The 24,858-nt window shown below is 69.7% G+C and carries 27 protein-coding genes; 18 read left to right on the forward strand and 9 right to left on the reverse strand.

What is annotated here, in order from left to right; all coding sequences use genetic code 11:
* The first annotated feature begins 32 nt into the window (after window positions 1-32).
* Window positions 33-740, forward strand: a complete 708-nt coding sequence (locus FBY21_RS21285; RefSeq protein WP_142013484.1) for a MotA/TolQ/ExbB proton channel family protein — start codon at window positions 33-35, stop codon at window positions 738-740.
* Between the two features lies 1 nt (window position 741).
* Complete coding sequence (locus FBY21_RS21290) at window positions 742-1,143, forward strand: ExbD/TolR family protein (protein ID WP_044407112.1); 402 nt, start codon at window positions 742-744, stop codon at window positions 1,141-1,143.
* 131 nt (window positions 1,144-1,274) lie between these two features.
* Here FBY21_RS21290 and FBY21_RS21295 read toward each other — a convergent pair whose 3' ends face one another.
* Window positions 1,275-1,823 (reverse strand): RNA 2'-phosphotransferase, encoded by a 549-nt coding sequence (locus tag FBY21_RS21295; RefSeq protein ID WP_142013486.1) that lies wholly within the window; start codon window positions 1,821-1,823, stop codon window positions 1,275-1,277.
* A gap of 137 nt (window positions 1,824-1,960) precedes the next feature.
* Between FBY21_RS21295 and FBY21_RS21300 the strand changes: the two genes are divergently transcribed.
* From FBY21_RS21300 to madM, 12 genes are all read left to right on the forward strand, one after another.
* On the forward strand, window positions 1,961-2,539 hold the full coding sequence (locus FBY21_RS21300) for an RNA polymerase sigma factor (protein WP_142013488.1): 579 nt from the start codon (window positions 1,961-1,963) through the stop codon (window positions 2,537-2,539).
* Complete coding sequence (locus FBY21_RS21305) at window positions 2,539-3,537, forward strand: FecR family protein (RefSeq protein ID WP_142013490.1); 999 nt, start codon at window positions 2,539-2,541, stop codon at window positions 3,535-3,537. The genes FBY21_RS21300 and FBY21_RS21305 overlap by 1 nt, the downstream gene beginning before the upstream one ends.
* Before the next feature lie 225 nt (window positions 3,538-3,762).
* Window positions 3,763-6,198 carry a TonB-dependent siderophore receptor gene (locus tag FBY21_RS21310; protein ID WP_142013493.1) on the forward strand — a complete coding sequence of 812 codons (2,436 nt, stop codon included), beginning with the start codon at window positions 3,763-3,765 and terminating at the stop codon, window positions 6,196-6,198.
* Between the two features lie 172 nt (window positions 6,199-6,370).
* The gene (gene mdcA / locus FBY21_RS21315; protein ID WP_142013495.1) at window positions 6,371-8,035 is read left to right on the forward strand and encodes a malonate decarboxylase subunit alpha; all 1,665 of its coding nucleotides are present in this window, start codon (window positions 6,371-6,373) and stop codon (window positions 8,033-8,035) included.
* Window positions 8,035-8,886, forward strand: a complete 852-nt coding sequence (locus tag FBY21_RS21320; protein ID WP_044407135.1) for a triphosphoribosyl-dephospho-CoA synthase — start codon at window positions 8,035-8,037, stop codon at window positions 8,884-8,886. The genes mdcA and FBY21_RS21320 overlap by 1 nt, the downstream gene beginning before the upstream one ends.
* A 1-nt stretch (window position 8,887) precedes the next feature.
* Window positions 8,888-9,187, forward strand: coding sequence for a malonate decarboxylase subunit delta (locus tag FBY21_RS21325; RefSeq protein WP_044407138.1), 300 nt, complete (start codon window positions 8,888-8,890; stop codon window positions 9,185-9,187).
* A complete protein-coding gene (locus FBY21_RS21330; protein ID WP_142013497.1) occupies window positions 9,180-10,034 on the forward strand; it encodes a biotin-independent malonate decarboxylase subunit beta in 855 nt (284 codons plus the stop codon). Before FBY21_RS21325 ends, FBY21_RS21330 begins: the two co-directional genes overlap by 8 nt.
* Window positions 10,031-10,816 carry a biotin-independent malonate decarboxylase subunit gamma gene (gene mdcE, locus FBY21_RS21335; RefSeq protein ID WP_044407144.1) on the forward strand — a complete coding sequence of 262 codons (786 nt, stop codon included), beginning with the start codon at window positions 10,031-10,033 and terminating at the stop codon, window positions 10,814-10,816. The genes FBY21_RS21330 and mdcE overlap by 4 nt, the downstream gene beginning before the upstream one ends.
* A gap of 20 nt (window positions 10,817-10,836) precedes the next feature.
* Window positions 10,837-11,451 carry a malonate decarboxylase holo-ACP synthase gene (locus tag FBY21_RS21340; RefSeq protein WP_142013499.1) on the forward strand — a complete coding sequence of 205 codons (615 nt, stop codon included), beginning with the start codon at window positions 10,837-10,839 and terminating at the stop codon, window positions 11,449-11,451.
* Window positions 11,448-12,374, forward strand: a complete 927-nt coding sequence (gene mdcH, locus FBY21_RS21345; protein WP_142013501.1) for a malonate decarboxylase subunit epsilon — start codon at window positions 11,448-11,450, stop codon at window positions 12,372-12,374. Before FBY21_RS21340 ends, mdcH begins: the two co-directional genes overlap by 4 nt.
* Window positions 12,375-12,435: 61 nt before the next feature.
* Complete coding sequence (gene madL / locus FBY21_RS21350) at window positions 12,436-12,840, forward strand: malonate transporter subunit MadL (RefSeq protein WP_142013503.1); 405 nt, start codon at window positions 12,436-12,438, stop codon at window positions 12,838-12,840.
* A gap of 5 nt (window positions 12,841-12,845) precedes the next feature.
* A complete protein-coding gene (madM, locus tag FBY21_RS21355) occupies window positions 12,846-13,610 on the forward strand; it encodes a malonate transporter subunit MadM (protein ID WP_142013505.1) in 765 nt (254 codons plus the stop codon).
* A gap of 27 nt (window positions 13,611-13,637) precedes the next feature.
* On the opposite strand, the gene FBY21_RS21360 is transcribed toward madM, so the two are convergent.
* Window positions 13,638-14,558, reverse strand: coding sequence for a LysR substrate-binding domain-containing protein (locus FBY21_RS21360; protein ID WP_044407156.1), 921 nt, complete (start codon window positions 14,556-14,558; stop codon window positions 13,638-13,640).
* 180 nt (window positions 14,559-14,738) lie between these two features.
* Here FBY21_RS21360 and FBY21_RS21365 point away from each other — a divergent pair, with 180 nt between their 5' ends.
* On the forward strand, window positions 14,739-15,320 hold the full coding sequence (locus FBY21_RS21365) for an RBBP9/YdeN family alpha/beta hydrolase (protein WP_142013508.1): 582 nt from the start codon (window positions 14,739-14,741) through the stop codon (window positions 15,318-15,320).
* Between the two features lie 74 nt (window positions 15,321-15,394).
* Window positions 15,395-16,309 (forward strand): sigma 54-interacting transcriptional regulator, encoded by a 915-nt coding sequence (locus tag FBY21_RS21370; RefSeq protein WP_044407162.1) that lies wholly within the window; start codon window positions 15,395-15,397, stop codon window positions 16,307-16,309.
* A gap of 56 nt (window positions 16,310-16,365) precedes the next feature.
* Here the strand turns inward: FBY21_RS21370 and FBY21_RS21375 are convergent, their stop codons facing one another.
* The 6 genes from FBY21_RS21375 to FBY21_RS21400 all read right to left on the reverse strand — a co-directional run bounded on the left by FBY21_RS21375 (window position 16,366) and on the right by FBY21_RS21400 (window position 21,832).
* The gene (locus tag FBY21_RS21375; RefSeq protein ID WP_142013510.1) at window positions 16,366-16,731 is read right to left on the reverse strand and encodes a nuclear transport factor 2 family protein; all 366 of its coding nucleotides are present in this window, start codon (window positions 16,729-16,731) and stop codon (window positions 16,366-16,368) included.
* 220 nt (window positions 16,732-16,951) lie between these two features.
* Window positions 16,952-18,142: an MFS transporter gene (locus FBY21_RS21380; RefSeq protein ID WP_142013512.1), complete on the reverse strand. Its 1,191-nt coding sequence runs from the start codon at window positions 18,140-18,142 to the stop codon at window positions 16,952-16,954.
* 369 nt (window positions 18,143-18,511) lie between these two features.
* Window positions 18,512-19,258 (reverse strand): L-cystine ABC transporter ATP-binding protein TcyN, encoded by a 747-nt coding sequence (gene tcyN, locus FBY21_RS21385; protein ID WP_044413919.1) that lies wholly within the window; start codon window positions 19,256-19,258, stop codon window positions 18,512-18,514.
* Window positions 19,258-19,929 carry a cystine ABC transporter permease gene (gene tcyL / locus FBY21_RS21390; RefSeq protein WP_074972348.1) on the reverse strand — a complete coding sequence of 224 codons (672 nt, stop codon included), beginning with the start codon at window positions 19,927-19,929 and terminating at the stop codon, window positions 19,258-19,260. The genes tcyN and tcyL overlap by 1 nt, the downstream gene beginning before the upstream one ends.
* Window positions 19,926-20,717: a cystine ABC transporter substrate-binding protein gene (gene tcyJ, locus FBY21_RS21395; protein ID WP_142013515.1), complete on the reverse strand. Its 792-nt coding sequence runs from the start codon at window positions 20,715-20,717 to the stop codon at window positions 19,926-19,928. Before tcyJ ends, tcyL begins: the two co-directional genes overlap by 4 nt.
* Before the next feature lie 101 nt (window positions 20,718-20,818).
* The gene (locus FBY21_RS21400; protein ID WP_142013518.1) at window positions 20,819-21,832 is read right to left on the reverse strand and encodes a D-cysteine desulfhydrase; all 1,014 of its coding nucleotides are present in this window, start codon (window positions 21,830-21,832) and stop codon (window positions 20,819-20,821) included.
* A gap of 282 nt (window positions 21,833-22,114) precedes the next feature.
* Between FBY21_RS21400 and FBY21_RS21405 the strand changes: the two genes are divergently transcribed.
* The gene (locus tag FBY21_RS21405) at window positions 22,115-22,897 is read left to right on the forward strand and encodes a MetQ/NlpA family ABC transporter substrate-binding protein (protein WP_044413907.1); all 783 of its coding nucleotides are present in this window, start codon (window positions 22,115-22,117) and stop codon (window positions 22,895-22,897) included.
* Between the two features lie 208 nt (window positions 22,898-23,105).
* The gene (locus FBY21_RS21410) at window positions 23,106-24,296 is read left to right on the forward strand and encodes a trans-sulfuration enzyme family protein (RefSeq protein WP_107331608.1); all 1,191 of its coding nucleotides are present in this window, start codon (window positions 23,106-23,108) and stop codon (window positions 24,294-24,296) included.
* 24 nt (window positions 24,297-24,320) lie between these two features.
* On the opposite strand, the gene FBY21_RS21415 is transcribed toward FBY21_RS21410, so the two are convergent.
* Window positions 24,321-24,716 carry a hypothetical protein gene (locus FBY21_RS21415; protein WP_044413902.1) on the reverse strand — a complete coding sequence of 132 codons (396 nt, stop codon included), beginning with the start codon at window positions 24,714-24,716 and terminating at the stop codon, window positions 24,321-24,323.
* Window positions 24,717-24,858: the final 142 nt, after the last annotated feature.

Here is a 24,858-nt window from a genome sequence, read left to right on the forward strand (position 1 = left end):
ACCGGCGCCCTGCGCCCTGTGAGGACTGCACCATGGACCTAATCAGCAACCCCTTCGGCTCCGTCGAGCACCTGGTCATCTGGCTGCTCATCGGCTTCTCGGTCGTCACCTGGGGCCTGGCCCTGGTCAAGGCCATCCAGTTCGCCCGCCTGAAGCACCGCGACCGCCAGTTCCAGAAGCGCTTCTGGAGCGCCACCAGCCTGGACAGCGCCGCCGAGCTGGTGCAGGGCCATGGCGGTGCCGTGGCCGATGTAGCCCGCGCCGGCTTCGCTGCCTTGCAGGTACCCGGTGGCCAGCCCGGTGACCTGAGCCAGGCGATCAACCATCAGGACCGCCTCGAACGCGCCCTGCGCCAGCAGATCCAGCGCCAGCGCCGCGCCCTCGAGTCGGGCCTGGCGGTGGTGGCCTCCATCGGCTCTACGTCGCCCTTCATCGGGCTGTTCGGCACCGTGTGGGGGATCATGGAGGCGCTCAAGGGCATCAGCCTGGCCGGCTCCGCCAGCCTGGAGACCGTGGCCGGCCCCATCGGTGCGGCGCTGGTCGCCACCGGGGTGGGCATCGCCGTCGCGGTGCCGGCGGTGCTGGTTTACAACTACTTCCTGCGCAGCCTCAAGCTGACCGCCGCCGACCTCGAGGACTTCGCCCACGACTTCTACCTGCTGGCCCAGAAGAGCGCCTTCAGGCTGATCGTCAACCCCGCTCCGGCCCGTGCGGCCGGCGCCGTGAAGGAGGCGTCCTGACATGGCCTTCTCCACCCAGGACAGCGACGAGGTCCTCTCCGAGATCAACGTCACCCCGCTGGTGGACGTGATGCTGGTGCTGCTGGTGGTGTTCATCGTCACCGCGCCGCTGCTCACCAACGCCATCCCCATCAACCTGCCCAAGACCGAGGCCGTCGCCCCGCCGGACCAGAAGGACCCGCTGGTGGTGAGCATCGATGGCGAGGGCAAGGTGTTCATCAACAAGGACGAGATCCAGCCCGACCTGCTGCAGGCCAACCTGGAGGCCGCCAAGGCCAAGGATGCCGAGCTGCGGGTGCAGCTGCAGGCCGACGACAAGGTGGACTACGGCGCGGTGGCCAAGGCCATGGCTTCCATCGAGCGGGCCGGGATCACCAAGCTGGCGGTGATTACCGCTCGCTGAAGGATTGGCTGCCCGCCTTCAGGCAGGGGGCGGGCGGCCTTTTTTATGACCACGCGGGGCCGATGCGCCCTGTAGCCGGCCCGGCCGTGTTCACCGCCCCGGCGGTGGGGCAGAGCGGTGGGGCGTGGCCCTCAATCCTCCACCTCGAAGAACGCCGGCGGCACGGCATCGGCCAGCCACACGCCGTTGTCCGCCCGGTAGAAACGATGCCCGGCCTGGTGCATGCGTGCGGCGGCGATGCGCAGCAGCACCGGCTGGCCGTAGCGGGTGCCGACGGCGATGGCGGTGTCGCGCTGGTCCGAGAGGTGCACATGGTGGCGGCGGCCGGGGCGCAGGCCCTGGGCGCGGATGGCCTCCATGAAGCGCGAGGCGGTGCCGTGGAAGAGGTACTCCGGCGGCACCTGCTCGGCGTAGTCGATGGCCACGCCGGCGGCAGTGTGGCCCTGGGCGGCGCGGATGCGCTGGCCGTCGTCGGAGAGGCTGAAGCGCTTCTTGTCGTTGCTCGCCACCACCTCCAGCACCTGCTCGCGGTCGATGGCCTGGCCAGCGGCGCGGGCGAGGCGGATGAGGGTGTCGAGGTCGGCCCAGCCTTCGCGGTCCAGGGTCAGGCCGATGGCGCCGGGTTGGTGGCGCAGGAGGTAGCTGAGGTACTTGCTGAGGGTGGTAAGGCGTTTGTCCATTCGGGGTGGGGTCGTGTCGTCCATGGGGCGGCCATTTTAAAGGCAGTCACCGGTCGGCGGCAGGGGGATCGTCCCTAGTCAGGTCTATTTGATAAGCATTATCATCTCGCTCCCTTCCTGGCCCCGCCGGCTTCTCCATGCCCGACCAGCCCCTCCCGCCGACCCTTGCCGAGGCCGAGCGCGCGAAAGCCGCGCCGCGCGAGGTGCTGCTGCGCACCTTCCTCGCCGAGCGCTCGCGCATGGAGGCGCTGGTGAATCGCCAGGTGCGCTGCCGGGCCACGGCGGCGGACCTGGTGCAGGAGCTGTTCCTGCGCTTCTGGCGGCGGGCCGATGCCCAGGTGGAGGACCTCGCCACCTACCTGCTGCGCAGCGCGCGCAACATGGCCATCGACCACCTGCGCAGCGAGGGTTCGCGCTCGCGTACCGAGGCCGGCCTGCTGGCCGAGCAGCACCTGCCGGAGCCCGCCGACCCGGAGGCGGCCCTGGCCGCCGGACACGACCTGCGCCACGTGCAGGCAGCCCTGCGTGCGCTGCCCGAACGCACCCGGCACATCTTCCTGCTCAACCGCATCCACGGCCGCACCTACGGCGAGATCGCCCAGGCCATGGGGCTGTCCCAGAGCGCGGTGGAAAAACATATGATGCGCGCCTTGGAGGCCTGCAAGGCCAGCCTGGCGGAGCCCTCCGCCGGCCCATCGCCCGGGAGCGCGACCTGATGAAGCCCGATCCACAGCGGCCGCCAGCGGCCAGCCCTCGCCAGAGCGCCGTCGAACAGGCGGCCTGGCTGTGGGCGGGGCGCATGCAGGACGATCCCGATGCCGGCCAGCGCGAGGCCTTCGAGCGCTGGCTCTACGCCGACGTCCGCCACATCGATGCCTACGCCCAGGCCGAAGCGCTCTGGCGCCGCACCTGGCCGGCCGCCGCGCTGCTGGCGGAGGAGGAGGCGGACCAGCTGCGCCAGTACCTGGCGCCGCGTTCCGTGCCCTCGCAACGGCGCGCCCGCTGGGGTGGCGTGCTGGCCATGGCCGCCAGCCTGGTGCTGATGGTGTGGGCCGGCGGCTGGCACCCGCTGGACCGCCTGCAGGACCTGGGTGCCGACTACGTGTCCGCGCCGGGGGAAGTGCGCACCCTCACCCTGGCCGATGGCTCTCGGGTGGTGCTGGATGCCGACAGCGCCCTCAGCGTCGACTACCGCGCCGATGAGCGCCACGTGGTGCTGCACCGGGGCGGTGCCTACTTCCAGGTCACCCATGGCGAGCCGCCCTTCGTGGTGGAAGCGGCCGGGGGCGAGGCCCGCGTGTTGGGCACCCGCTTCGGCGTGCGCCTGCAGCTCGGCGGCGCACGGGTCACCGTGGAGCAGGGGCGGGTGGGCGTCCGCGCCCGGGCGGATGCCCCGCAGCAGGTGCTCACCGCCAACCAGCAGGTGCGCTACCTCGACGGCCGCGGGGGCGAGGTCTACCCGGTGGATGCCGAGGCCCAGCTGGCCTGGCGCCAGGGCCGGCTGACCTTCTACAAGACGCCGCTGGCCGACGTGCTCGACGAGCTGGGCCGCTACTACCCGGGCCGCATCCTGCTGCTGGACACCGACCTCGCCGGGCAACGGGTCAGCGGCAGCTTCCCCAACAACGACCCCCGCGCCGTGGTGGATGCCCTGGGCGCCGTGCTCGGCTTCCAGCGCCACGAAGTGCTGGGCCGGGTGATGCTCCTGCGCTGAGCTGTCAGCCACGTTCCGCTGCCCTTCCTTCTCGCGTCTCCCCCGCCTGTCGGTCATGGCAACGCCGTGGCCTGTGGAAAACCGTCTGCGCCGTTCCGACGTCGCCTGCCGCCTGTGGAAAAAAACTTCAGGGCAGGGGTGAGGTGTTCCCGCTCGGCATCCGTGTAGGGGTGATGGAATGCGATTTATTCGCAACGAGAAGCCACAGCCAGGGGTACGCCTTACATGAATCACAGCTCATCGCGGTTGCAGCGCGGCGCCTTCAAGCGCCTCGGACTGGTCTCGGCCCTGCTCGCCCTGGGGAGTGCCCCCTGGGTGCCCCAGGCCCTGGCCGAGGCCCCGGCGGCGCTGGCGCGGGAGCAGGTCTTCGCCATCGAGGCGCAGCCCCTGGCCCCGGCCCTGGCTGCCTTCACCCGCAACACCGGGCTGGCGGTGGTCTACACCCAGGCCCTGCCGGAAGGGCGCAATGCGCCGGCCGTGAAGGGCCGGATGAGCGCCGAGCAGGCCCTGGCACGCCTGCTGGCCGGCAGCGGCTTCAGCTTCACCGAGGCGGCGCCGGGCACCCTGACGCTGGTGCCGGTGGCCAGCTCCGACGCCCTCGACCTGGGCGCGGTGAACGTCGATGGCACCCGCCAGGCGGAGAGCGCCGCCAGCTACCAGCCACCGCCCACCACCCGCCTGGCCCGCAGCGACACCCCGCTGCTGGACATCCCCCAGGCGGTGGCCGTGGTCCCGGCCCAGGCGCTGGTGGACCAGCAGCCACAGAACCTCGACGACGCCCTGGCCAACGTCAGCGGCATCACCCAGGCCAACACCCTCGGCAGCACCCTGGACGCGGTGATGAAGCGCGGCTTCGGCGACAACCGCGACGGCTCGATCCTGCGCGACGGCATGCGCACCATCCAGGGCCGCAACCTCACCGCCAGTGCCGAGCGGGTGGAAGTACTCAAGGGCCCGTCCTCGATGCTCTACGGCATCCTCGACCCGGGCGGCGTGATCAACGTCATCAGCAAGAAGCCGCAACTGCAGGCCTACCGCGCCATCACCGCGCGCGCCTCCACCTACGGCGACGGCAAGGACGGCAGCGGCGGCACCCTCGACGTCACCGGCCCGCTGGGGGATTCCGGCCTGGCCTACCGGGTGATCGCCGATTACGACGACGCGGACTACTGGCGCAACTTCGGCCACAACCGCGACAAGACCTTCGCCCCGTCCTTCGCTTGGTACGGCGAAGACACCACGGTGAACCTCAGCTTCGAGCACCGCGAGTACTCGGTGCCCTTCGACCGCGGCACTCTCTTCGTCGGTGGCAAGCCGCTGAACATCCCAGTAGAGCGCCGCCTGGACGAGCCCTACAACATCACCGAAGGCCGCTCGGACCTGACCATCTTCGACCTCTCGCATCAGCTCAGCGAAGACTGGGAGGCCCACTTCGCCTACAGCTACAACCGCGACACCTATGACGACTACCAGGCGCGGGTCACCGGGATCGACGTCGCCACCGGAACGGTTGGCCGCCGCCTGGACGGCACCCGGGGCGCGGTGAGCACCGAGCATTTCGCCACCTTCGACCTGGACGGCAAGGTGCAACTCGCCGGCATGCAGCACGACCTGCTGATGGGCGTGGACCACGAGTACCGCAAGTTCTATCGCGAAGACCTGATCCGCCAGAACACCACCCGCCGTCTCAGCTACACCAATCCGGTCTATGGTCAGGTTCCGGTGCCCACCACCGTATTCGCCAGTGACAGCGACCAGACCGATCGCGTGGTCACCCAGTCCGCCTTCTTCCAGGACTCGGTGCATCTGAACGAGCAGTGGATCTTCATCGCCGGTGCCCGCTACCAGCTCTACGACCAGCTCGCCGGTCGCGGTCGCCCCTTCAACAAGAACACCGATATCGACGGCCAGGTGTGGGTGCCCCGCGTCGGCCTGGTCTACAAGATGACCGACGAGCTGTCCCTCTACGGCGGCTACACCGAGTCGTTCAAGCCCAACTCCACCATCGCGCCGCTCACCAACAACGCATCGATCAACACGGTGGAGCCGGAGGAGGGCAAGTCCTGGGAGATCGGCGCCAAGCTGGATATGCCGGGGCGCATCACCGGCACCCTGGCGCTGTTCGATATCGTCAAGGAGAACGTCCTGGTCACCCAGAACGTGACAGTCAATGGTCGGACCGACACCATCGCCAGCGCCGCCGGCGAAGTGCGCTCCCGGGGCATCGAACTGGACCTCACCGGCCAGGTCACCGACAACCTCAGCCTGATCGGCACCTTCGCCCTGCTCGACGCCAAAGTGACCAAGGATCCCAAGCTCAAGGGCAACGAGCTGCAGAACGTCGCCAAGCACACCGGCTCACTCTCCGCCGTCTATGACTTCGGCCCGTTGTTCGAGGGTGATCGCCTGCGCGTAGGCGGTGGTGGTCGCTATGTCGGCTCCCGCGAAGGGGATGCGGAGAACACCTTCAACCTGCCGCACTACGTGGTCGCCGATGCCTTCGCCAGCTACGAAACCCCGCTAGGTGACAACCGCCTGAAGCTGCAGCTGAATGTGAAAAACATCTTCGACAAGACCTACTACAGCTCCTCGGTGAACCAGCTCAACGTCTCGGTCGGCGACCCACGCCTGGTGCAGCTCTCCAGCACCCTGGAGTTCTGAGTACCGGTCTACTCCGCGTGGTGGACCGGTGAAGCGGGGTCCGCCCTACATCCGGCCCCCACCGCAGCGGATCGTTAATCTGGCCGTAACGATCCGCCGCCGGGCTTGATTGATGACCAGCCGGTCGCGCTCCTAAGGTTCGCTCCACGACAGCGGAACCCGTGGAGCCACCATGACAACAACACCCACCTCCCCGCCGCAGTGGTCGCGTCGGCGCGCGGAAAAGCAGCGCCGCCTCGACCGCGTGCGCCACCTCGCCGACGGCGCGGTGCTGCCCGGCGAGCGTATCGTCGAGGCCCTCGAAGCCCTGATCGCCCCCGGCGACCGGGTGGTGCTCGAAGGCAACAACCAGAAGCAGGCGGACTTCCTCTCCCGCGCCCTGGCCAAGGCAGACCCCGGCCGCCTGCACGACCTGCACATGATCATGCCCAGCGTCAGCCGCGCCGAGCACCTGGACCTGTTCGAGCGCGGCATCGCCCGCACGCTGGACTTCTCCTTCGCCGGCCCGCAGAGCCTGCGCATCGGCCAGCTGATGGAAGACGGCCTGCTGGAAGTCGGCGCCATCCACACCTACATCGAGCTGTACTCGCGGCTGGTGGTGGACCTGATCCCCAACGTCACCCTGGTGGCCGGCTTCATGGCCGACCGCGAGGGCAACCTCTACACCGGCCCCAGCACCGAGGACACCCCGGCCCTGGTGGAGCCCACGGCCTTCTCCGACGGCATCGTCATCGCCCAGGTCAACCAGCTGGTGGACGACGTGCGCGACCTGCCGCGCGTGGACATCCCCGCCTCCTGGGTGGACTTCGTGGTGGTGGCCGACAAGCCCTTCTACATCGAGCCGCTGTTCACCCGCGACCCGCGCCACATCAAGCCGGTGCACGTGCTGATGGCGATGATGGCGATCCGCGGCATCTACGAGAAACACAACGTCCAGTCCCTCAACCACGGCATCGGTTTCAACACCGCCGCCATCGAGCTGATCCTGCCCACCTACGGCGAGTCCCTGGGGCTGAAGGGCAAGATCTGCCGCAACTGGACGCTCAACCCGCACCCGACGCTGATCCCCGCCATCGAGACCGGCTGGGTGGAAAGCGTGCACTGCTTCGGCACCGAGCTGGGCATGGAGGGCTACATCGCCCAGCGCCCGGACGTGTTCTTCACCGGCCGCGACGGCTCGATGCGCTCCAACCGCATGCTGTGCCAGCTGGCCGGGCAGTACGCGGTGGACCTGTTCATCGGCGCCACCCTGCAGGTGGACGGCGACGGCCATTCCTCCACCGTCACCCGGGGCCGCCTGGCGGGCTTCGGCGGTGCGCCGAACATGGGCCACGACCCGCGCGGCCGGCGCCACTCCACCCCCGCCTGGCTGGACATGCGCGCCGAACCCGAGGCCCTGCTGGCGCGCGGCAAGAAACTGGTGGTGCAGATGGTCGAGACCTTCCAGGAAGGCGGCAAACCCACCTTCGTCGAGACCCTCGACGCCGTCGACGTGGCCCGGAAGACCGGCATGCCCCTGGCGCCGATCATGATCTACGGCGACGACGTCACCCACCTGCTCACCGAGGAAGGCATCGCCTACCTGTACAAGGCGCGCTCCGATGAGGAACGCCGCGCCATGATCGCCGCCGTCGCCGGGGTCTCCGCCATCGGCCTGCGCCACGACCCCAGGGACACCGAGCGCATGCGCCGCGAAGGGCTCATCGCCCTGCCCGAGGACCTCGGCATCCGCCGCACCGACGCCAGCCGCGAGCTGCTCGCGGCCAAGAGCATCGCCGAGCTGGTGGAGTGGTCCGGCGGCCTCTACAACCCGCCCGCCCGTTTCAGGAGTTGGTGATGAGCGCACTCACGTTACGCGACGCCGACCTGCCCCTGGCCGACTGGCTGGCGGACCGGGCGGTGGACGCCCTGATCGACGAGGCCGACCTCACGCCCAAGCCGGGCCTGGTGGACCGGCGCGGCAGCGGTGCCCACACCGACCTGCACCTGGGCCTGATGCACGCCTCGGCGCTGTCGCTCTGGCCCTGCTTCCGGCAGATGGCCGAGGCTGCCCTGCAGCACGGCGAGGTCGGCGTGCCCCTGCGCGAAGCCCTGGGCCGCATCGGCCGCGAAGGCGAGGCGGCGATGCTCGCCACCACCGCTGGGGTCAACACCCACCGGGGGGCCATCTGGGCACTCGGCCTGCTGGTGGCGGCCTGGGCGCTGGAGCCCGACAGCCGCGACGCCCGCGCCATCGCCCTGCGGGCCGCGCGCATTGCCCTGATCGACGACCCGGCCGCCCCCGCGCCGCGCAGCCACGGGGCCGAGGTGTGCCGTCGCTACGGCGTGCGCGGTGCGCGGGAAGAAGCCCAGCTGGGCTTCCCCGCCGCCCTCGACCACGGCCTGCCACAGCTGCAGCGCAGCCGCGCGGCCGGAGCCGGCGAGCAGAACGCCCGGCTCGATGCGCTGCTGGCAATCATGGCCGAGCTGTCCGACACCTGCGTGCTCTGGCGCGCCGGCCCGGAGGGGCTGCAGGCCACCCGCGACGGTGCCCGCGCGGTGCTCGCCGCCGGGGGCGCCGCCAGCCTCGCCGGGCGCCGTCAGCTGCGCGCACTGGAGGCACGCCTGCTGGCCCTCAACGTATCCCCGGGCGGAGCCGCCGACCTGCTGGCCGCCTGCCTGTTCCTCGATCAAGCCGGGAGCCTGTGACATGGAAACCCTGACCTTCGAATTCCCCGCCGGGCAACCCGCTCGCGGCCGCGCCCTGGTGGGCTGCGTCGGCTCCGGCGACCTGGAAGTGCTGCTGGAGCCCGGCCGTGCCGGCACCCTGGCGATCCAGGTGATCACCTCGGTGAACGGCAGCGGCCCGCGCTGGACGCAGCTGTTCCAGCGCCTCTTCGCCGGCCAGCAGCTGCCGGCCCTGAACATCGACATCCACGACTTCGGCGCCACGCCGGGAGTGGTGCGCCTGCGCCTGGAGCAGGCCCTGGAGGAGGTGGCCCATGACTGATACCGCCCGCCTGCTGGCGGCCCGCAGCTTCGTCGAACTGGGTGCCCGCCAGCGCGCCCGCGCGCTGCTGGACGACGGCAGCTTCCGCGAGCTGCTCGGCCCCTTCGATCGCCTCATGTCGCCCTGGCTGGTGCAGCAGGGCATCGTGCCCCAGGCCGATGACGGCGTGGTGGTGGCCAAGGGCAGCCTCGACGGCCGCCCCCTGGTAATCGCCGCCATCGAGGGCGCCTTCCAGGGCGGCAGCCTGGGCGAGGTCGGCGGCGCCAAGATCGCCGGCGCCCTGGAGCTGGCGGTGGAAGACAACCGCCAGGGCATACCCACCGCCGCCGTGCTGCTGCTGGAAACCGGCGGCGTGCGCCTGCAGGAAGCCAACCTGGGCCTGGCCGCCATCGCCGAGATCCAGGCCGCCATCGTCGCCCTGCGCCAGCACCAGCCGGTGGTGGGCGTGATCGCCGGTGCCGTCGGCTGCTTCGGCGGCATGTCCATCGCCGCCGGCCTGTGCAGCCACCTGCTGGTGACCCGCGAGGCGCGCCTGGGCCTCAACGGCCCCCAGGTGATCGAGCAGGAAGCCGGCATCGAGGAATACGACGCCCGCGACCGGCCCTTCATCTGGAGCCTCACCGGTGGCGAACAGCGCCACGCCTGCGCCCTGGCCGACGCCTACGTGGCCGATGACGTGGCAGCCCTGCGCGAGGCCCTGGCCGGCCTGCTGGCGGCCGGCGAACCCGCCGCCCCGCGCTGCCGCCGCCCCGACGAATTCCTCGCCCGCCTGGCCCGGCTGGGGGAGGACTGTGACCAACTGGACGCCGCCCAGGTGCGCGCCCTCTACCAGGGAGAGCTGCAATGAGCCGAGGACTGAACTGGCTGCACGGCCTGGCCGGCGGCACCCCGCTGGCGGGCTTCCCCGCTTCGGTGCAGGTGATCGACGGCGAGGTGGGCAGCCGCGCCGCGCGCTTCATCGCCGTGGTGCCCGACCCGCGCAACCCCTTCCCCCGCGCCCGCAACGGCGAGGTGGGGCTGCTGGAAGGCTGGGGCCTGGCCAAGGCCGTGGATGACGCCATCCAGGCCGATGCGGGGCGTGCCGACAAGCGCGTGCTGGTGGCCGTGGTGGACGTGCCCAGCCAGGCCTACGGCCGCCGCGAAGAGGCCTTGGGCATCCACCAGGCCCTGGCCGGCGCGGTGGACGCCTACGCCCGTGCCCGCCTGGCCGGGCACCCGGTGATCGGCCTGCTGGTGGGCAAGGCCATGTCCGGCGCCTTTCTCGCCCACGGCTACCAGGCCCAGCGGCTGATCGCCCTGGACGATGCCGGGGTGATGGTCCACGCCATGGGCAAGGCCGCCGCCGCACGCATCACCCTGCGCAGCGTCGACGAGCTGGAAGCCCTGGCGGCCAAGGTGCCGCCCATGGCCTACGACCTGGACAACTACGCCTCCCTCGGCCTGCTCTGGGAGCGCCTGGCTGTGGATAACCCCGACAGCCCCGGCGCCGCCGACCTCGACCGGGTGCGCGACTGCCTGGTGCGCGCCGTGGCGGACATCGGCACCGGCACCGACCTGTCCAACCGCCTGGGCGCCGAGAACCGCGCCGCCTCCTCGGCGGTGCGTGCCCAGTTGCGGGCGCAGTGGTAAGGCCCGGCCGGGAGCCCGCCATGGACCGCCTCCAGCCACACGACCTGCTCTGGGGCCTGGCCCCGGACCAGCTGCCCGTCGAGGCCCCGGCCTGGGCGCGGCAGGTGCTGGCCGCCGGGCTGCCGGTGGTGGTGCGCCGTGCGTGCTGCCCGGCGGGCCAGGTGGCCGTGGGGGTGCGTGGCGCCACCCGCGCCGAGCGTTTCGCCGCCTGCATGCCGGTCGCCGCCGTACAGCGACGCCTCGCCCCCGAGCAACTGCGCCTGCGCGCGCCGGGCGAACTGCCGGCCTTGCGGGCCCTGGCCCAGGTGACGCCCTTGATGGACGCCCTCGGCCTGCCCTGGGGCCCCACTGGCGGGGTGGGCTACCAGCTCGCCACCGGACGCGACGTGCTGCACGCGGAGAGTGACCTCGACCTGCTGCTGCGCACCGCCGAGCCCCTGCCGCGCGCCTGGGCGCGGGAGCTGCTGGTGCTGTTCGAAGACCTGCCCTGCCGCGTCGACCTGCAACTGCAGACCCCTCAAGGCGGCGTGGCCCTGCGCGAGTGGGGCGGCAGCGCCCGCAGCGTGCTGCTCAAGTGCGATGCCGGCGCGCGGCTTGTGGATAACCCCTGGCAGCCCCGGGAGGACGCGGCATGAGCAGCCTGTTCGCCTTTCCCGGCCAGGGTGCCCAGCAGCCCGGCATGCTCCAGGCCCTGCCGGCAGCGCCGGAAGTGCGTGCCTGCCTGGACGAGGCCGCCGAGGTGCTGGGGGAGGACCTGGCCCGGCTCGACAGCGCCGAGGCCCTGCGTTCCACCCGTGCGGTGCAGCTCTGCCTGCTCATCGCCGGGGTCGCCAGCGCCCGCCTGCTGCTGGCGCGCAGCCCGGCGCCGGACTACGTCGCCGGGCTGTCCATCGGCGCCTACCCGGCGGCGGTGGTGGCCGGCGCCCTGGACTTCGCCGATGCCCTGCGCCTGGTGGCCCTGCGTGGCGAGCTGATGCAGCGGGCTTATCCACAGGGCTACGGCATGACCGCCCTGCAGGGGCTGGACCTGACCACGGTGGAAGGGCTGCTGGCCGAGGCCGAGGGCCCGGTGTTCATCGGCAACCTCAACGCCGACAACCAGATCGTCATCGCCGGCAGCGACGCCGCCATGGCCGCCATCGCCGAGCGGGCCCGCACCCTGGGGGCCGGCCTGGCGAAGCGCCTGGCGATGAGCGTGCCGTCCCACTGCCCACTGCTGGAAGCGCCGGCCCGTGAGCTGGCGGCGGCCTTCGCCGAGGTGCCGCTGCGGCGCCCGGCGATCCGCTACCTCAGCGGCACCACCGCGCGGCCGATCCACGACCCGGAGCGCCTGCGCGACGACCTCGCCTTCAACATGTGCCGCGTGGTCGACTGGCACGGCACCCTGCGCACCGCCTATGAGCGCGGCGTGGGCCTGTTCATCGAGCTGCCCCCCGGCGCCGTGCTCAGCGGCCTGGCGCGGCGGGTGTTCGAAAAAGGAACGGTGATCGCCTTTCAGGGCGCCCGCCTGGATACGCTGGACGCCCTGTTGCGCCAGGAGGTGGAGCACTCCCGATAAGCGCCGTGCAACTCGAAGGATAAAAACAAGCCACTTCGACCCGAACACGAGGACAACAACAATGATCATCTACGGTGTGGCCTTCCTGGCCCTGTGCACCCTTGTCGGCCTGTTCATCGGCGAACTCCTGGGCAAGCTCCTGGGCGTTCCCGCCAACGTCGGCGGTGTCGGCATCGCCATGCTGCTGCTCATCTTCGTCGGCAGCGCCCTGCACAAGCGCGGCCTGATGGGCGCCAAGAGCGAGCAGGGGGTGGAATTCTGGAGCGCCATCTACATCCCCATCGTGGTCGCCATGGCCGCCCAGCAGAACGTGCTCGGCGCGCTGTCCGGCGGGCCCATGGCGATCCTCGCCGGCATCGCGGCGGTGGTCCTCGGCTTCGCCATGGTCCCGGTGCTGGACCGCCTCGGCCAAAAGAAGCCCGACGCGGCAGCCGCCGCTGATGCCCTGAAGCCTGCGCAACGGTGACCGCCATGTACGAATCCATGCTGAAAGTGATCAACGGCTACGGGCTGATCAGCGGCTTCGCCGTCATCGGCGTCACCATGTGGCTGTCCTACTGGCTCTCCGCCACGCTCACCCGGGGCCGCCTGCACGGCTCGGCCATCGCCATCTTCCTCGGCCTGGTGCTGTCCTACGTGGGCGGGGTGATGACCGGCGGGCAGAAGGGCCTGGTGGACGTGCCGCTGCTGTCCGGCATCGGCCTGCTGGGCGGCGCCATGCTGCGGGACTTCGCCATCGTCGCCACGGCCTTCGGGGTGAACATTGAGGAACTCAAGCGCGCCGGCGTGTCCGGGGTGGTGGCGCTGTTCCTCGGCATCGGCACCTCCTTCGTCGCCGGGGTCGGCGTGGCGCTGGCCTTCGGCTACACCGACGCGGTGAGCCTGACCACCATCGGCGCGGGGGCGGTGACCTACATCGTCGGCCCGGTGACCGGCGCGGCCATCGGCGCCAGCTCCGAGGTAATGGCGCTGTCCATCGCCGCCGGCCTGGTGAAGGCCATCCTGGTGATGGTGGCGACGCCCTTCGTCGCGCCCTTCATCGGCCTCGACAACCCGCGCACGGCGGTGATCTTCGGCGGCCTGATGGGCACCTCCAGCGGCGTGGCCGGGGGCCTGGCGGCCACCGATCCGAAGCTGGTGCCCTACGGTTGCCTGACCGCCGCCTTCTACACCGCCCTGGGCTGCCTGCTGGGCCCGTCGCTGCTGTTCTTCATGATGCGCGGCCTGGCCGGCTGAGGGGCTCGCCGGGTTTTTCGACGGCGGTCAGTGCGGGCCCTGCCGCAGGCTGTACATGCGGCATTCGGCCAGCAGCGCGAGCAGGTTGGGGTCGCGCTCGCGGGCCTTGAGGAAGACCACGCCGATGTGCTGCTGCAGGCGGTAGCGCGCCTGCAGCGGGATCAGCTTCACGCGGTTCTCGTACACCGCTGCGATGCGTCCGGGCAGCAGGGCGTAGCCGACCCCGGAGCTGACCATGCTGAGCAGGGTGAAGATGTCGTTCACCTGCATCGCCACCTTTGGCTCGAAGCCCGCCTGCTGGAACACCCGCGCGCCGTCGCGGTGGGTGGCGAAGCCCTGGGTGAGGGTGATGAAGGTGGAGTCGGCCAGGTCCGCCAGGTCCACCTCCGGCTGCTCGGCGAAGGGCGAGTCGGTGGGCACGGCGAGGAAGATGTCGTCGGAGAACAGCGGCAGCTGCTCGCAGTCCGGGTCGCTGACGCTCTCGTCGAGGGACACCAGCATGGCGTCCAGCTCCAGGTTCTTCAGGCGGTAGAGCAGGTCGGCGTTGGAGCCCAGGGTGAGGTCGATGTTCAGCTCGCTGCGGCGGATCTTCAGGCCCATCACCAGTTGCGGCACGGTCTTCACCGTCAGCGAATAGAGCGCACCGAGCTTGAAGCGCTCGGCGGAAAAGCCCGCCGCCTCGCGGGTCAGGCGCACCATGTCGAGCACGTCCTGCACCAGCTTCTGGGCCTTCTCCTCCAGCACGTAGGCGCTTTCCAGCGGTGTCAGGTTGCGCCCCTCGTGCTTGAACAGCGGGCAGCGCAGGGCGCTCTCCAGGGAGTGGATGGCGCGGTGCACGCTGACGTTGCTGGTGCCCAGCGCCGCCGCCGCGCGGGACAGGTTGCCCGCGCGCATGAAGGCGAGGAAGGTCTCCAGTTTCTTCAGGGTCAGCTCGTCGTCGATCTGCATGGCGCCGCGTTCCGGTGCTGGGGAGCGAGGGGCTCATCCTACTCGTTCGGTCTGGTGGGGCGAGGATGACCTGCAGCTATAAGCTAATAATGCATAAGTAAATAAATTCTTATTCCTTAACAGATATATGACGAGCCCCTAGACTGCCCTTCATCGAACGTCTCGCAAGGAGGGCTCGCCATGCGCAGCCAGGCCATTCGCTACTTGATCCTGCCAGGATGGCAGGGCTCCCCCGACGACCATTGGCAGAGCCACTGGGAGCGCACGCTGCCCAACGCGCAGCGGGTGGAGCAGGCCGACTGGGACCAACCCGACCGCGCGGCCTGGGTGGCGGCGCTGGAGCGCGCCATCGATGCCGAACGCACCCCGGTGATCCTCGTCGCCCACAGCCTGGGCTGCGTCACCGTGGCCCACTGGGCGGCCCAGGCCGATCCGGACGTGCTGCGCCGGGTGCGCGGTGCGCTGCTGGTCGCCCCGGCGGATGTGGAGCGCCCCGGCTGCCCGGAGGCGCTCACCGGCTTCGCGCCGATCCCCCGCATGGCCCTGCCGTTCCCCACACTGCTGGTGGGCTCCGACAACGACCACGCGGCCAGCCCGCAGCGGGCCTTGCAACTGGCCCGTGACTGGGGCGCCGAGCCGGCCATCCTCGCCGGCGCCGGGCACATCAACGTGAAGTCCGGCCACCAGCGCTGGGAGCAGGGCTTCGCCTACCTCTACCGCCTGCAGGGGCGCATCGAGCAACTGGCCCGCCTGCGCGCCTGAGCCGGGCGCGCCTCCATTCATCGCGTGACGTCCGGGACCTGCCAGCGCGCAGGCCCCGGCGGGAGATTTCGTCCATGAGCCAGCCAGCCAATGGCCAACCCCTGCTGACCTTCGCCGACGCCGACCGCAGCCCGCTGAGCATCCGTGCCCGCGCGCTGGTGTTCGTCGATGCCCGTTCGCGGCGCCTGCGGGAGGAAATCGAACACCTGGCACCGGCCGCCGTGCCGGTGCTGATCCAGGGCGAGACCGGCACCGGCAAGGAGCTGCTGGCGCGACAGATCCACCGCGCCAGCGAGCGGCCGGGGCTGTTCGTCGCGGTCAACTGCGGCGCCATCAGCAAGGCCTACGCCGAGGCCGAGCTGTTCGGCCACGCCCCCGGCGCCCATGCCGGCTCGGCCAGCAGCCGCGCCGGCTGGTTCGGTTCGGCCAATGGCGGGACGCTCTACCTGGACGAGATCGGCGACCTGCCGCTGCCGCTCCAGGCGCGCCTGCTGGCGGCCCTGGAAAGCCGCGAGGTGACCCGCGTCGGCGCCCAGCAACCGACCCCGGTGGACGTGCGCCTGGTGGCCGCCACCAGCATCGACCTGGCCCAGGCAGTGCGTGCCGGCAAGTTCGACGAGCGGCTCTACCAGTACCTCAACGAAGGGCGCGTGGAACTGCCGCCGCTGCGCGAGCGCCCGGACGACATCCTGCCGCTGGCCGAGTACTTCCTCGGCATCTACGCCCAGCGCCTCGACCTGCCGCTGCCGCTGATCGGCGCCCAGGCCCAGGCGGCGCTGGAGGGCTACCCCTGGCCGGGCAACACCCGCGAGCTGGAGAACAGCATCCACTTCGCCCTGCTGGTGAGCGACGGCGAGGAGATCCTGCCGCACCACCTCAACCTGCCGCCCGCACCGAGTTATGCACAGCTCGCCCAGCAGCTGCGCCAGCTGGCGGCCAACGATGTGGACAACCTGCGCCAGCTGTTCGCCGAGGTGCTGGCGGGGTAGGGCGTCGAGGGGGCAAGGGGTGGGGCGACGCGATGTGACCCACCCGGAGGCAGGCCTTAGCCGTGCAGGTGGAACAGCTTGTGCACGATGCGCCAGCGGCCGTCGATCTTCAGCAGCGAGAGGTAATCGGTGAAGTCCAGGCCGGCGTAGACGTCGGTGACCTTGGCCAGGGCGGTGTCGCCTGTGAGGTCCAGGGACTCCAGCCGCCACACCGGCGCTTCGCCCTCGGCTACCACCGGCCCCTTGGCCTGCAGGCCGGCGATGAAGGCTTCCGGCGAGAGCCACTGCAGGTCCGGGCCGAAGTGCCCGACGATGCGGCTGTCGGGGTGGAAGGCGCTGCGCAACAGCGTCGCGTCCGCCCGCACCATGCCTTCCACGTAATCCCGTACCACCGCCTCGATGGCCTGGCGTTCCGCTTCCATGTCTGTGCTCCTGTCGCATGGGAAAGGCCAGAGCCTAGCCCGCCCGGGCCGATCCCGCAGCTCCCGGGGTTCCGTACCGCGAACCCTCCCGACCGCCATCACACGGGTGGGGCTCATACCGCCCATCACTCCGATGCACGGCGCGCGGCTCGGGGCTGGACGGTGGATCGGCGAAGCGCGATCCCTCCTACGGGTGCAGCGTCACCCCACGGGGCCTGGATCAATGGATCTGCCCGGTCGCCTGGAGGCGCTCGCGGGTGGCGCGCAGGCGCGGCAGGGGCAGGCACACCAGCAGGGTGGCGACCAGCACGGCCACGCCCATCAGCGGCAGGTTGGCCAGGCCCATCCCGGTGCTCAGCCACAGGCCGCCGACGAAGGCACCGCTGGCGTTGCCCAGGTTGAAGGCCGCGTGGCTGAGGGTGGCGGCGAGGCTGGCGGATTCGCCGGCCTGTTCCACCAGCAGCAACTGCAGCGGCGAGGAGATGGCGAAGCTCGCCACGCCCCAGAGGAACAAGCAGGCCAGCGCCAGCACCGGCACCTGGGCGAAGACGAACAGCCCCACCAGGCACAGGGCGCTCACCGCGAAGGCCCCGGGCAGGGCGAAGCGGAAGCCCTTGTCCGCCAGGCGCCCGCCCAGCAGGTTGCCGAGGGTCAGGCCGATGCCGAACAGCAGCAGGGCGAAATTGGCGTGCTCCGGGCTGAAGCCGGAGACATCGCGCAGCAACGGGCTGATGTAGGTGAACACGCCGAACAGCGCCACCGACGACAGGCTGCAAACCCCCAGCGCATGCAGCACCGGGCGCCGGAAGATGCCGTCCCAGGCACCGGCGGCATTGGGCTGCGGCCTGGCGGTGGCCGGCAGCCAGAGGAACTGCGCCAGCAGCGTCAGCAGGCCCAGGCCCGCCACCACCATGAAGGTCACCCGCCAGCTGGTGGCCTGGCCCAGCCAGGCGCCGGCCGGCACCCCGAGCACGTTGGCGATGGTCAGCCCGCTGAGCACCAGCGCCATGGCAGAGGCACGGCGATGGGGCGGCGCCAGCTCGGCGGCCAGCAGGGTGGCGCAGCCGAAGAAGCCGGCATGGCTGAAGGCGGTGAACATGCGCGCCGCCAGCAGCCATTCGTAGCTGGGGGCCAGGGCGCAGGCGAGGTTGCCCAGGGCGTAGGCGCCCATCAGCCACAGCAGCGCCTGGCGCCGTGGCAGGCGCCCCAGCAGCGGGCCCAGCAGCGGCGCGCCGATGACCACGCCCATGGCGTAGGCGCTGACCAGCAGGCCGGCGTCGGAGAGGCTCACGGAGAGGTCTTGGGCCACCTCGGGCAGCAGGCCCATGATGATGAATTCACTGCTGCCGACGACGAAGCCGCCAAGGGCCAGGGCGAGCAGGGGGAGGGAGAGGAGGGTCGAGGGATTCATGGCAAGAGGCAGGGCTTGTTGCGAGGGGGCGCGGATTCTACGCGCTTTCCCGCGTCATGACCCGGCAGTCTGGCGGATTCGGGCCCTGTCACCGACCAAGCGCCTGGTGGTCCGTTGTGGCTGTAGGGGGGACCGTACTTTATCGGTCCACCATCGGCGTCACCCTCCACTCCGCTGGTGGATGGGAAGAGCGCCATCCACCCTGCGGGGGGCGTTGGAACGAGCGGTTTGAGGGGGCGAATGGGCTACGGCTGTAGGGGCGAATTCATTCGCCCAAGGACCGCGCAGCGGTCCCATGGATTCCGCAGGGCGGGCCTGCGGCCCGCTTGGCGACTGAAGTCGCCCCTACAGGATCAAGAGCGATAGGCGTTAGCCCACCAGGAACTTGGCGAGGAATTGCCGGGTGCGTTCTTCCTTCGGGGCGCTGAACAGGGTCTTGGCGTCGCCCTGTTCGACGATCACGCCCTTGTCGATGAAGATCGCGCGGTTGGCCACGTCGCGGGCGAAGCTCATCTCGTGGGTGACGATGACCATGGTGCGTTTCTCCTCGGCCAGCCCGCGGATGGTGGTCAGCACCTCGCCCACCAGCTCGGGGTCGAGGGCGGAGGTGGGTTCGTCGAAGAGGATCACGTCCGGTTCCATCGCCAGGGCGCGGGCGATGGCCACCCGCTGTTGCTGGCCGCCGGAAAGGCGCTTGGGGTAGGCGTCTTCCTTGCCCGCCAGGCCGACCTTGGCCAGCAGCGCGCGGGCGCGTGCGATGGCGCGCTCGCGGGGTTCCTTCTTCACCACCACCGGGCCTTCGATGACGTTCTCCAGCGCGGTGCGGTGGGGGAAGAGGTTGAAGTTCTGGAACACGAAGCCGACGTGCTGGCGCAGCTGGCGGATCAGCCATTGCTGCTGCTTCAGGGGCTGGTTGGCGTCGATCTCGATCCGCCCCAGCTGGAGGGTGCCGCCGTCGGGCTCTTCCAGCAGGTTGAGGCAGCGCAGCAGGGTGGTCTTGCCCGAGCCGCTGGGGCCGATGATGGCGACCACTTCGCCCGGTTCGATGGTCAGGTCGATGCCCTTGAGCACCGCCTGGCCCTTGAAGGACTTGGTCAGGTTACGGACGGTGATCATCAGCTGTCCTGTTCGTGGCGGTTGACCCGGGCTTCGAGGCGCGCCTGGACGTGGGCCAGCAGGGTGGCCAGCACCCAGTACATCAGCGCGGCGGCCAGGTACATGGTGAAGATCTCGAAGGTGCGCGCGGTGATCAGCTGCGCCTGGCGGAACAGCTCCGGCACCTGGATGGTGGCGGCCAGGGCGGTGTCCTTGACCAGCGAGATGAAGCTGTTGCCCAGCGGCGGCAGGGCGGTGCGCGCGGCCTGGGGAAGGATGGCGCGCGTCAGCGCCTGGCTGCGGCTCATGCCGATGCTGGCGGCGGCTTCCCATTGCCCCTTGTCGATGGAGGCGATGGCGGCGCGGAGGATTTCCGAGGTGTAGGCGGCCATGTTCAGCGAGAAGCCGATCAGCGCCGCCAGCAGCGGGCTCAGCTCCAGGCCGAGCTGGGGCAGGCCGTAGTAGATGATGAACAGCTGCACCAGCAGCGGGGTGCCGCGGAAGAACGACACGTAGACCCGCGCCAGGCCGCGCACCGGGGCGATGGCGTAGAGGCGCGCCAGGGCCAGGGCGAAGCCCAGCAGCAGGCCGAAGAACATGCCGCCGAGGCTGAGGACCACGGTGTAGAGCGCGCCCTTCAACAGGAAGGGCGCGGAATCCAGCACCAGTTGCAGGCTGCCGTCTTCGATCATTGGGTCACGTCAGCCTTGAACCACTTCTCGGACAGGGCCTTGAGGGTGCCGTCGGCCTTGAGCTTGGCCAGGGCCTTGTCCAGCGCGGCGAGCAGCTCGGGGTTGCCCTTGCGCAGGGCGATGCCGGCCTCCTGGCGGGAGAAGGGCTCGCCGGCCACGGCCAGGCGGCCGCCGGTCTTGTCGACCATTTCGAAGGCGGCCAGGCGGTCCACCAGGATCACGTCGATGCGGCCGACGTTGAGGTCCTGGAACTTGGTGGGGTCGTCGTCGTAGGTGCGGATGTCGGCCTGCGGGACGTTCTCCTTCAGCCACTGCTCGTAGTTGGTGCCCAGGCCCACGCCGACCTTCTTGCCGGCCAGGTCGGCGGCGGTCTTGATCTCGCCTTCCTTGCCCTTGCGCACCAGGGCCTGGATGCCGGAGACGGTGTAGGGGGTGGTGAAGTCGTACTTCTTCTTGCGCTCTTCGGAGATGGTCACCTGGTTGATGGCTACGTCCAGGCGACGGGATTCCAGGGCGGCGAGGATGCCGTCCCACTTGGTCGGCTGGAACTCGGCCTTCACGCCCAGCTCCTTGGCCAGGGCTTGTGCCAGCTCGACTTCGAAGCCGGTGAGCTTGCCGCTCTCGTCCTGGTAGTTGAAGGGCGGGTAGGTGCCTTCCAGGCCGATCTTCAGGGCGCCTTTCTGCTGGATGTCCTTCAGGTCGGCGGCGGCGATGCCGGCCAGGCCGAGACCGAGGGCCAGTGCCAGGCTGGCGAAGAGGGCGGGACGACGGAGAGTTGCTGCGTGCATAAGGGGCCTCGCGGGGGCAGTTGGCGAATGGAGGGTCGCCACTCTAAGGGAGTTCCATATATTCGTTTAAATACATAAAAAACCACAAAATGCATTTCTGGTTATAAGTCGTGGTTCGCATCACCCGCTGGATGATAGGCGAACAGCGCCGGTGAGCCGCCGGTGTGCAGGAACAGCAGCGGACCGTCGCCGTCGAAGGCCTGGCGGGCGATGCCGTCCAGCAGACCGGCGAAGGCCTTGCCGGTGTAGACCGGGTCCAGCAGCAGCCCTTCACAGGCGGCGGCACGGCGTACGGCGGCGAGGGTGCCGGCATTGGCTTCGCCGTATCGCGGGGCGAAGTACTGGTCCCACAGCTCCACCTTCAGGCCGTTGGGCACCGGCACGCCCAGCAGCTCGGCGGTGCGCTGCAGCAGGCCTTCCACCTTGGGGCGCTGGGTGGCGTCGGGGCGCGACACGGTGACGCCCACCACGCGGGTGCCGGGCAGGGCGTGTTCCAGGGCCAGGGCGAGCCCGGCGTGGGTGCCGGCGCTGCCGGAGGCGAGCACCACGGCGGCGAAGCGCTCGCCGCTGGCCTGGATCTGCTCGGCCAGCTCCAGGCCGGCGCGCACGTAGCCCAGGGCGCCGAGGGCGTTGGAGCCGCCGATGGGCACCACGTAGGGGGTGCGGCCTTCGGCGCGCAGGCGCTCGGCGGCCTCGGCCAGCAGCTGGTCGGCGGTGTCGAGGTTGGGCACCTGCTGCACCTCGGTGCCGAACAGGTCCAGCAGCAGGCGGTTGCCGTTCTCCAGGTAGTTGCGGTCGGTGGTGCCGATGGGGTTTTCCAGCAGGGCCACGCAACCCAGGCCCAGGCGCGCAGCCAGGGCGGCGGTCTGGCGCACATGGTTGGACTGGATGGCGCCGGCGGTGACCAGCACGTCCGCGCCCTGGGCCAGGGCGTCCTGGGCGAGGTATTCGAGCTTGCGCACCTTGTTGCCGCCGAGGGCGAAGGGGGTCAGGTCGTCGCGCTTGACGTACAGGCCGCGCCCCAGTTCCCGGGACAGGCGCTCCAGCTTTTCCAGCGGGGTCGGTGCGGTGACCAGTTCCAGGCGGGGAAAGTGGGCGAGGGCAGTGGCGAGCATGGCGGGCATCCGGGGGTGTCTGGTACAGGCCGCCACTCTAGTGAGGCGGGCCGGGTCAGGCAATTCACGAGGGCGACATTCGATGTGGGCACGGGGACCGTGTCGGGTACGGGCTGGGGTGTCTTTTAATTCCATAAAAGAATATATGAATAAAAAATTAGTATTTGTTCGTTATAAAAAATCACCGTAACGTCCGCTCCAACCCGGCACCATCCAGGCCGGGACCCGAACCCCCGCTCATGGCTGACGATCCAGCCGGAGCCCCTGAGATCAAGGAACATCATGAAGAAGTCCCTGCTGTTGACCGCTCTGGCTGCCGCCCTTTCCGTCACCCTGGCCCACGCCGGCGAGAAGCTCGTGGTCGCCGCCACCCCGGTGCCCCACGCCGAGATCCTCGAACTGATCAAGCCGCAGCTGGCGAAGGAAGGGGTCGATCTGGAGGTGAAGGTGTTCACCGACTACGTGCAACCCAACGTGCAGGTGGAAGAGAAGCGCCTGGACGCCAACTACTTCCAGACCAAGCCCTACCTGGACAATTTCAACAGCGGCAAGGGCACCCACCTGGTGATCGTGCAGGGCGTGCACGTTGAGCCCTTCGGCGGTTACTCCAGCAAGTACAAATCCCTGAAGGACCTGCCGGACGGCGCCACCATCGCCATCCCCAACGAAGGCAGCAACAGCGGCCGCGCCCTGCTCCTGCTGCAGAAATCCGGCCTGCTGAAGCTGAAGGACCCGAGCAACGCCCTGGCGACCCCGAAGGACATCGCCGAGAACCCGCACCACTTCAAGTTCAAGGAACTGGAAGCGGCCCTGCTGCCGCGCGTGCTGAACCAGGTCGACCTGGCGCTGATCAACACCAACTACGCGCTGGAGGCCAAGCTCAACCCGTCCAAGGACGCGCTGGTGCTGGAAGACCGCAGCTCGCCCTACGTGAACTACCTGGTGGCCCGTCCTGACAACAAGGACAGTGACGCCATCAAGAAACTCTCCGCCGCGCTGACCAGCCCGGAAGTGAAGGCCTTCATCGAGCAGAAATACTCCGGCGCGGTCGTGCCGGCCTTCTGATCAACCGCAAGCCACGGTGGTGCGGCGAACGCCGCGCCTCTCCTCACGCCGACGAGTCTCGACTATCGTCGGCGTTCTTTTTTTATGTGGGAGCGGATTCATCCGCGAATGCGTGCCGCAGGCACGCGCTGCAAGGCCCGGGACCGCTGCGCGGTCCATCGCGAATGAATTCGCTCCCACGCGCTCGCCTGCCTTTGGAGAATTCCCCATGCCTGAATCCAGACCCGGCCTTTCCACCCGCGCGGTGCACAGCGGCAACGACGTCGACCAGCAGATGGTCACCCGCCCCAAGACGCTGCCCATCTACGAGTCCTCGGTGTTCGTCTACGACAACCTGGAGCAGGTGGACGACTTCCTCGCCGGCAACCCGGACAACTACATGTATACCCGCATCGCCAACCCCAACCAGGCGGCGCTGGAGCAGCTGGTGCGGGACCTGGAAGGCGGCGAGGCGGCGCTGTTCTCCGCTTCCGGCATGGCTTCGGTGAGTGCGGCGCTGCTGGGCCGGCTGAATGCCGGCGACCACCTGATCGCCAGCCGCGAGCTGTACGGCACCACCCAGAGCCTGATCGAGAAGGAGCTGGCGCGCTTCGGCATCACCGCCACCCTGGTGGAGATCAACGACCTGGCGGCGGTGGAGGCGGCCATCACCCCGGCCACGCGGCTGATCTACACCGAGACGGCCTCCAACCCGCTGGTGCGCATCAGCGACATCCCCGCCCTGGCCAAGCTGGCCAAGGCCCACGGGCTCAAGCTGCTGGTGGACAACACCTTCCTCTCGCCGGCGCTCTACAACCCGCTGGCCGCTGGCGCCGACCTGGTGCTGCACAGCACCACCAAGTACCTCAATGGCCACAGCGACGCCACCGGCGGCATCCTCGTCGGCGACGCCGAGTGGATCGCCCAGGCACGGCGCTTCCAGATCAATGCCGGCGGCAGTTCCAGCCCCTTCGAAGCCTGGCTGACCTTCCGTGGCGCCAAGACCCTGGCCCTGCGCATGAAGGCCCACTCCGCCAACGCCCAGGCCCTGGCCGAAGCGCTGGAGGCCCATCCGCAGGTGGCGAAGGTGTTCTACCCGGGGCTGCCCTCGCACCCGGACTTCGCGCTGGCCCAGCGGCTGTTCCCCAAGGGCGCCTCGGGCATGCTGAGCTTCACCCTCAAGGGTGGCCTGGCGGAGGTGGACGGCCTGATCCGCGGCCTGCAGCGCACCGCGTTCGCGCCCTCGCTGGCCGGCGTGGCCAGCAGCATCACCCACCCGGGCAAGACCAGCCACCGCGCCCTGTCGGCCGAGGCCCTGGCGGAGCTGGACATCCACGAGGGGACCATCCGCGTATCGGTGGGGATCGAGGACGCCGCCGACATCATCGGCGACTTCGTGCAGGCCCTGGACCGGCTCTGACCGGCCCCGGGCCCGGGGGAGGGCTCAGACGGCGACGGCGAAATGCCAGCGCACGTCCTGCTCGGCGAGGGCGCTGAGCACCCACTCGTAGTCCTGCAGGTCTTCGAGGAAGGCATCGGCGTTGGACAGCGAACGCGGCTGGCTCACCAGGTGCCCCTGCAGGGCACGCACGGTGCGCAGCCCGTCCTCGGGGCTGAACCACTGCTCGCAGGCGAGCTGGTCGTCCAGTTCGAGGCCTTCGAGCAGGTCGGCGAACTCGTTCGGATCCTGGCTGACGAAGTCCCACAGCGACTTCACCTTGAGCCGTTTGCAGAGGTCGTCGACCTCGACTTCGTCCACCTGGACGACGGTACTGCCGTGGACGAAATCATCGAGCCCGGCGACGGGTTTCTCAGGAACGATGTAGATGGCTGCACTCATGGCTGACGGGCCCTGACGGTGGTGGAACACACTGCTTTAGGGGCCCCAGCATAGCGACAGTTCCACCCGCGAAAGGGGTCAACAGCCAGCTTTGCAACGACGTTCACACCGGTTTCAGGAACTGCGTTGCGCCTTGGCAAAA

It is taken from the genome of Pseudomonas sp. SLBN-26, from assembly GCF_006715895.1.
In the GTDB taxonomy this organism is placed as follows: domain Bacteria; phylum Pseudomonadota; class Gammaproteobacteria; order Pseudomonadales; family Pseudomonadaceae; genus Metapseudomonas; species Metapseudomonas otitidis.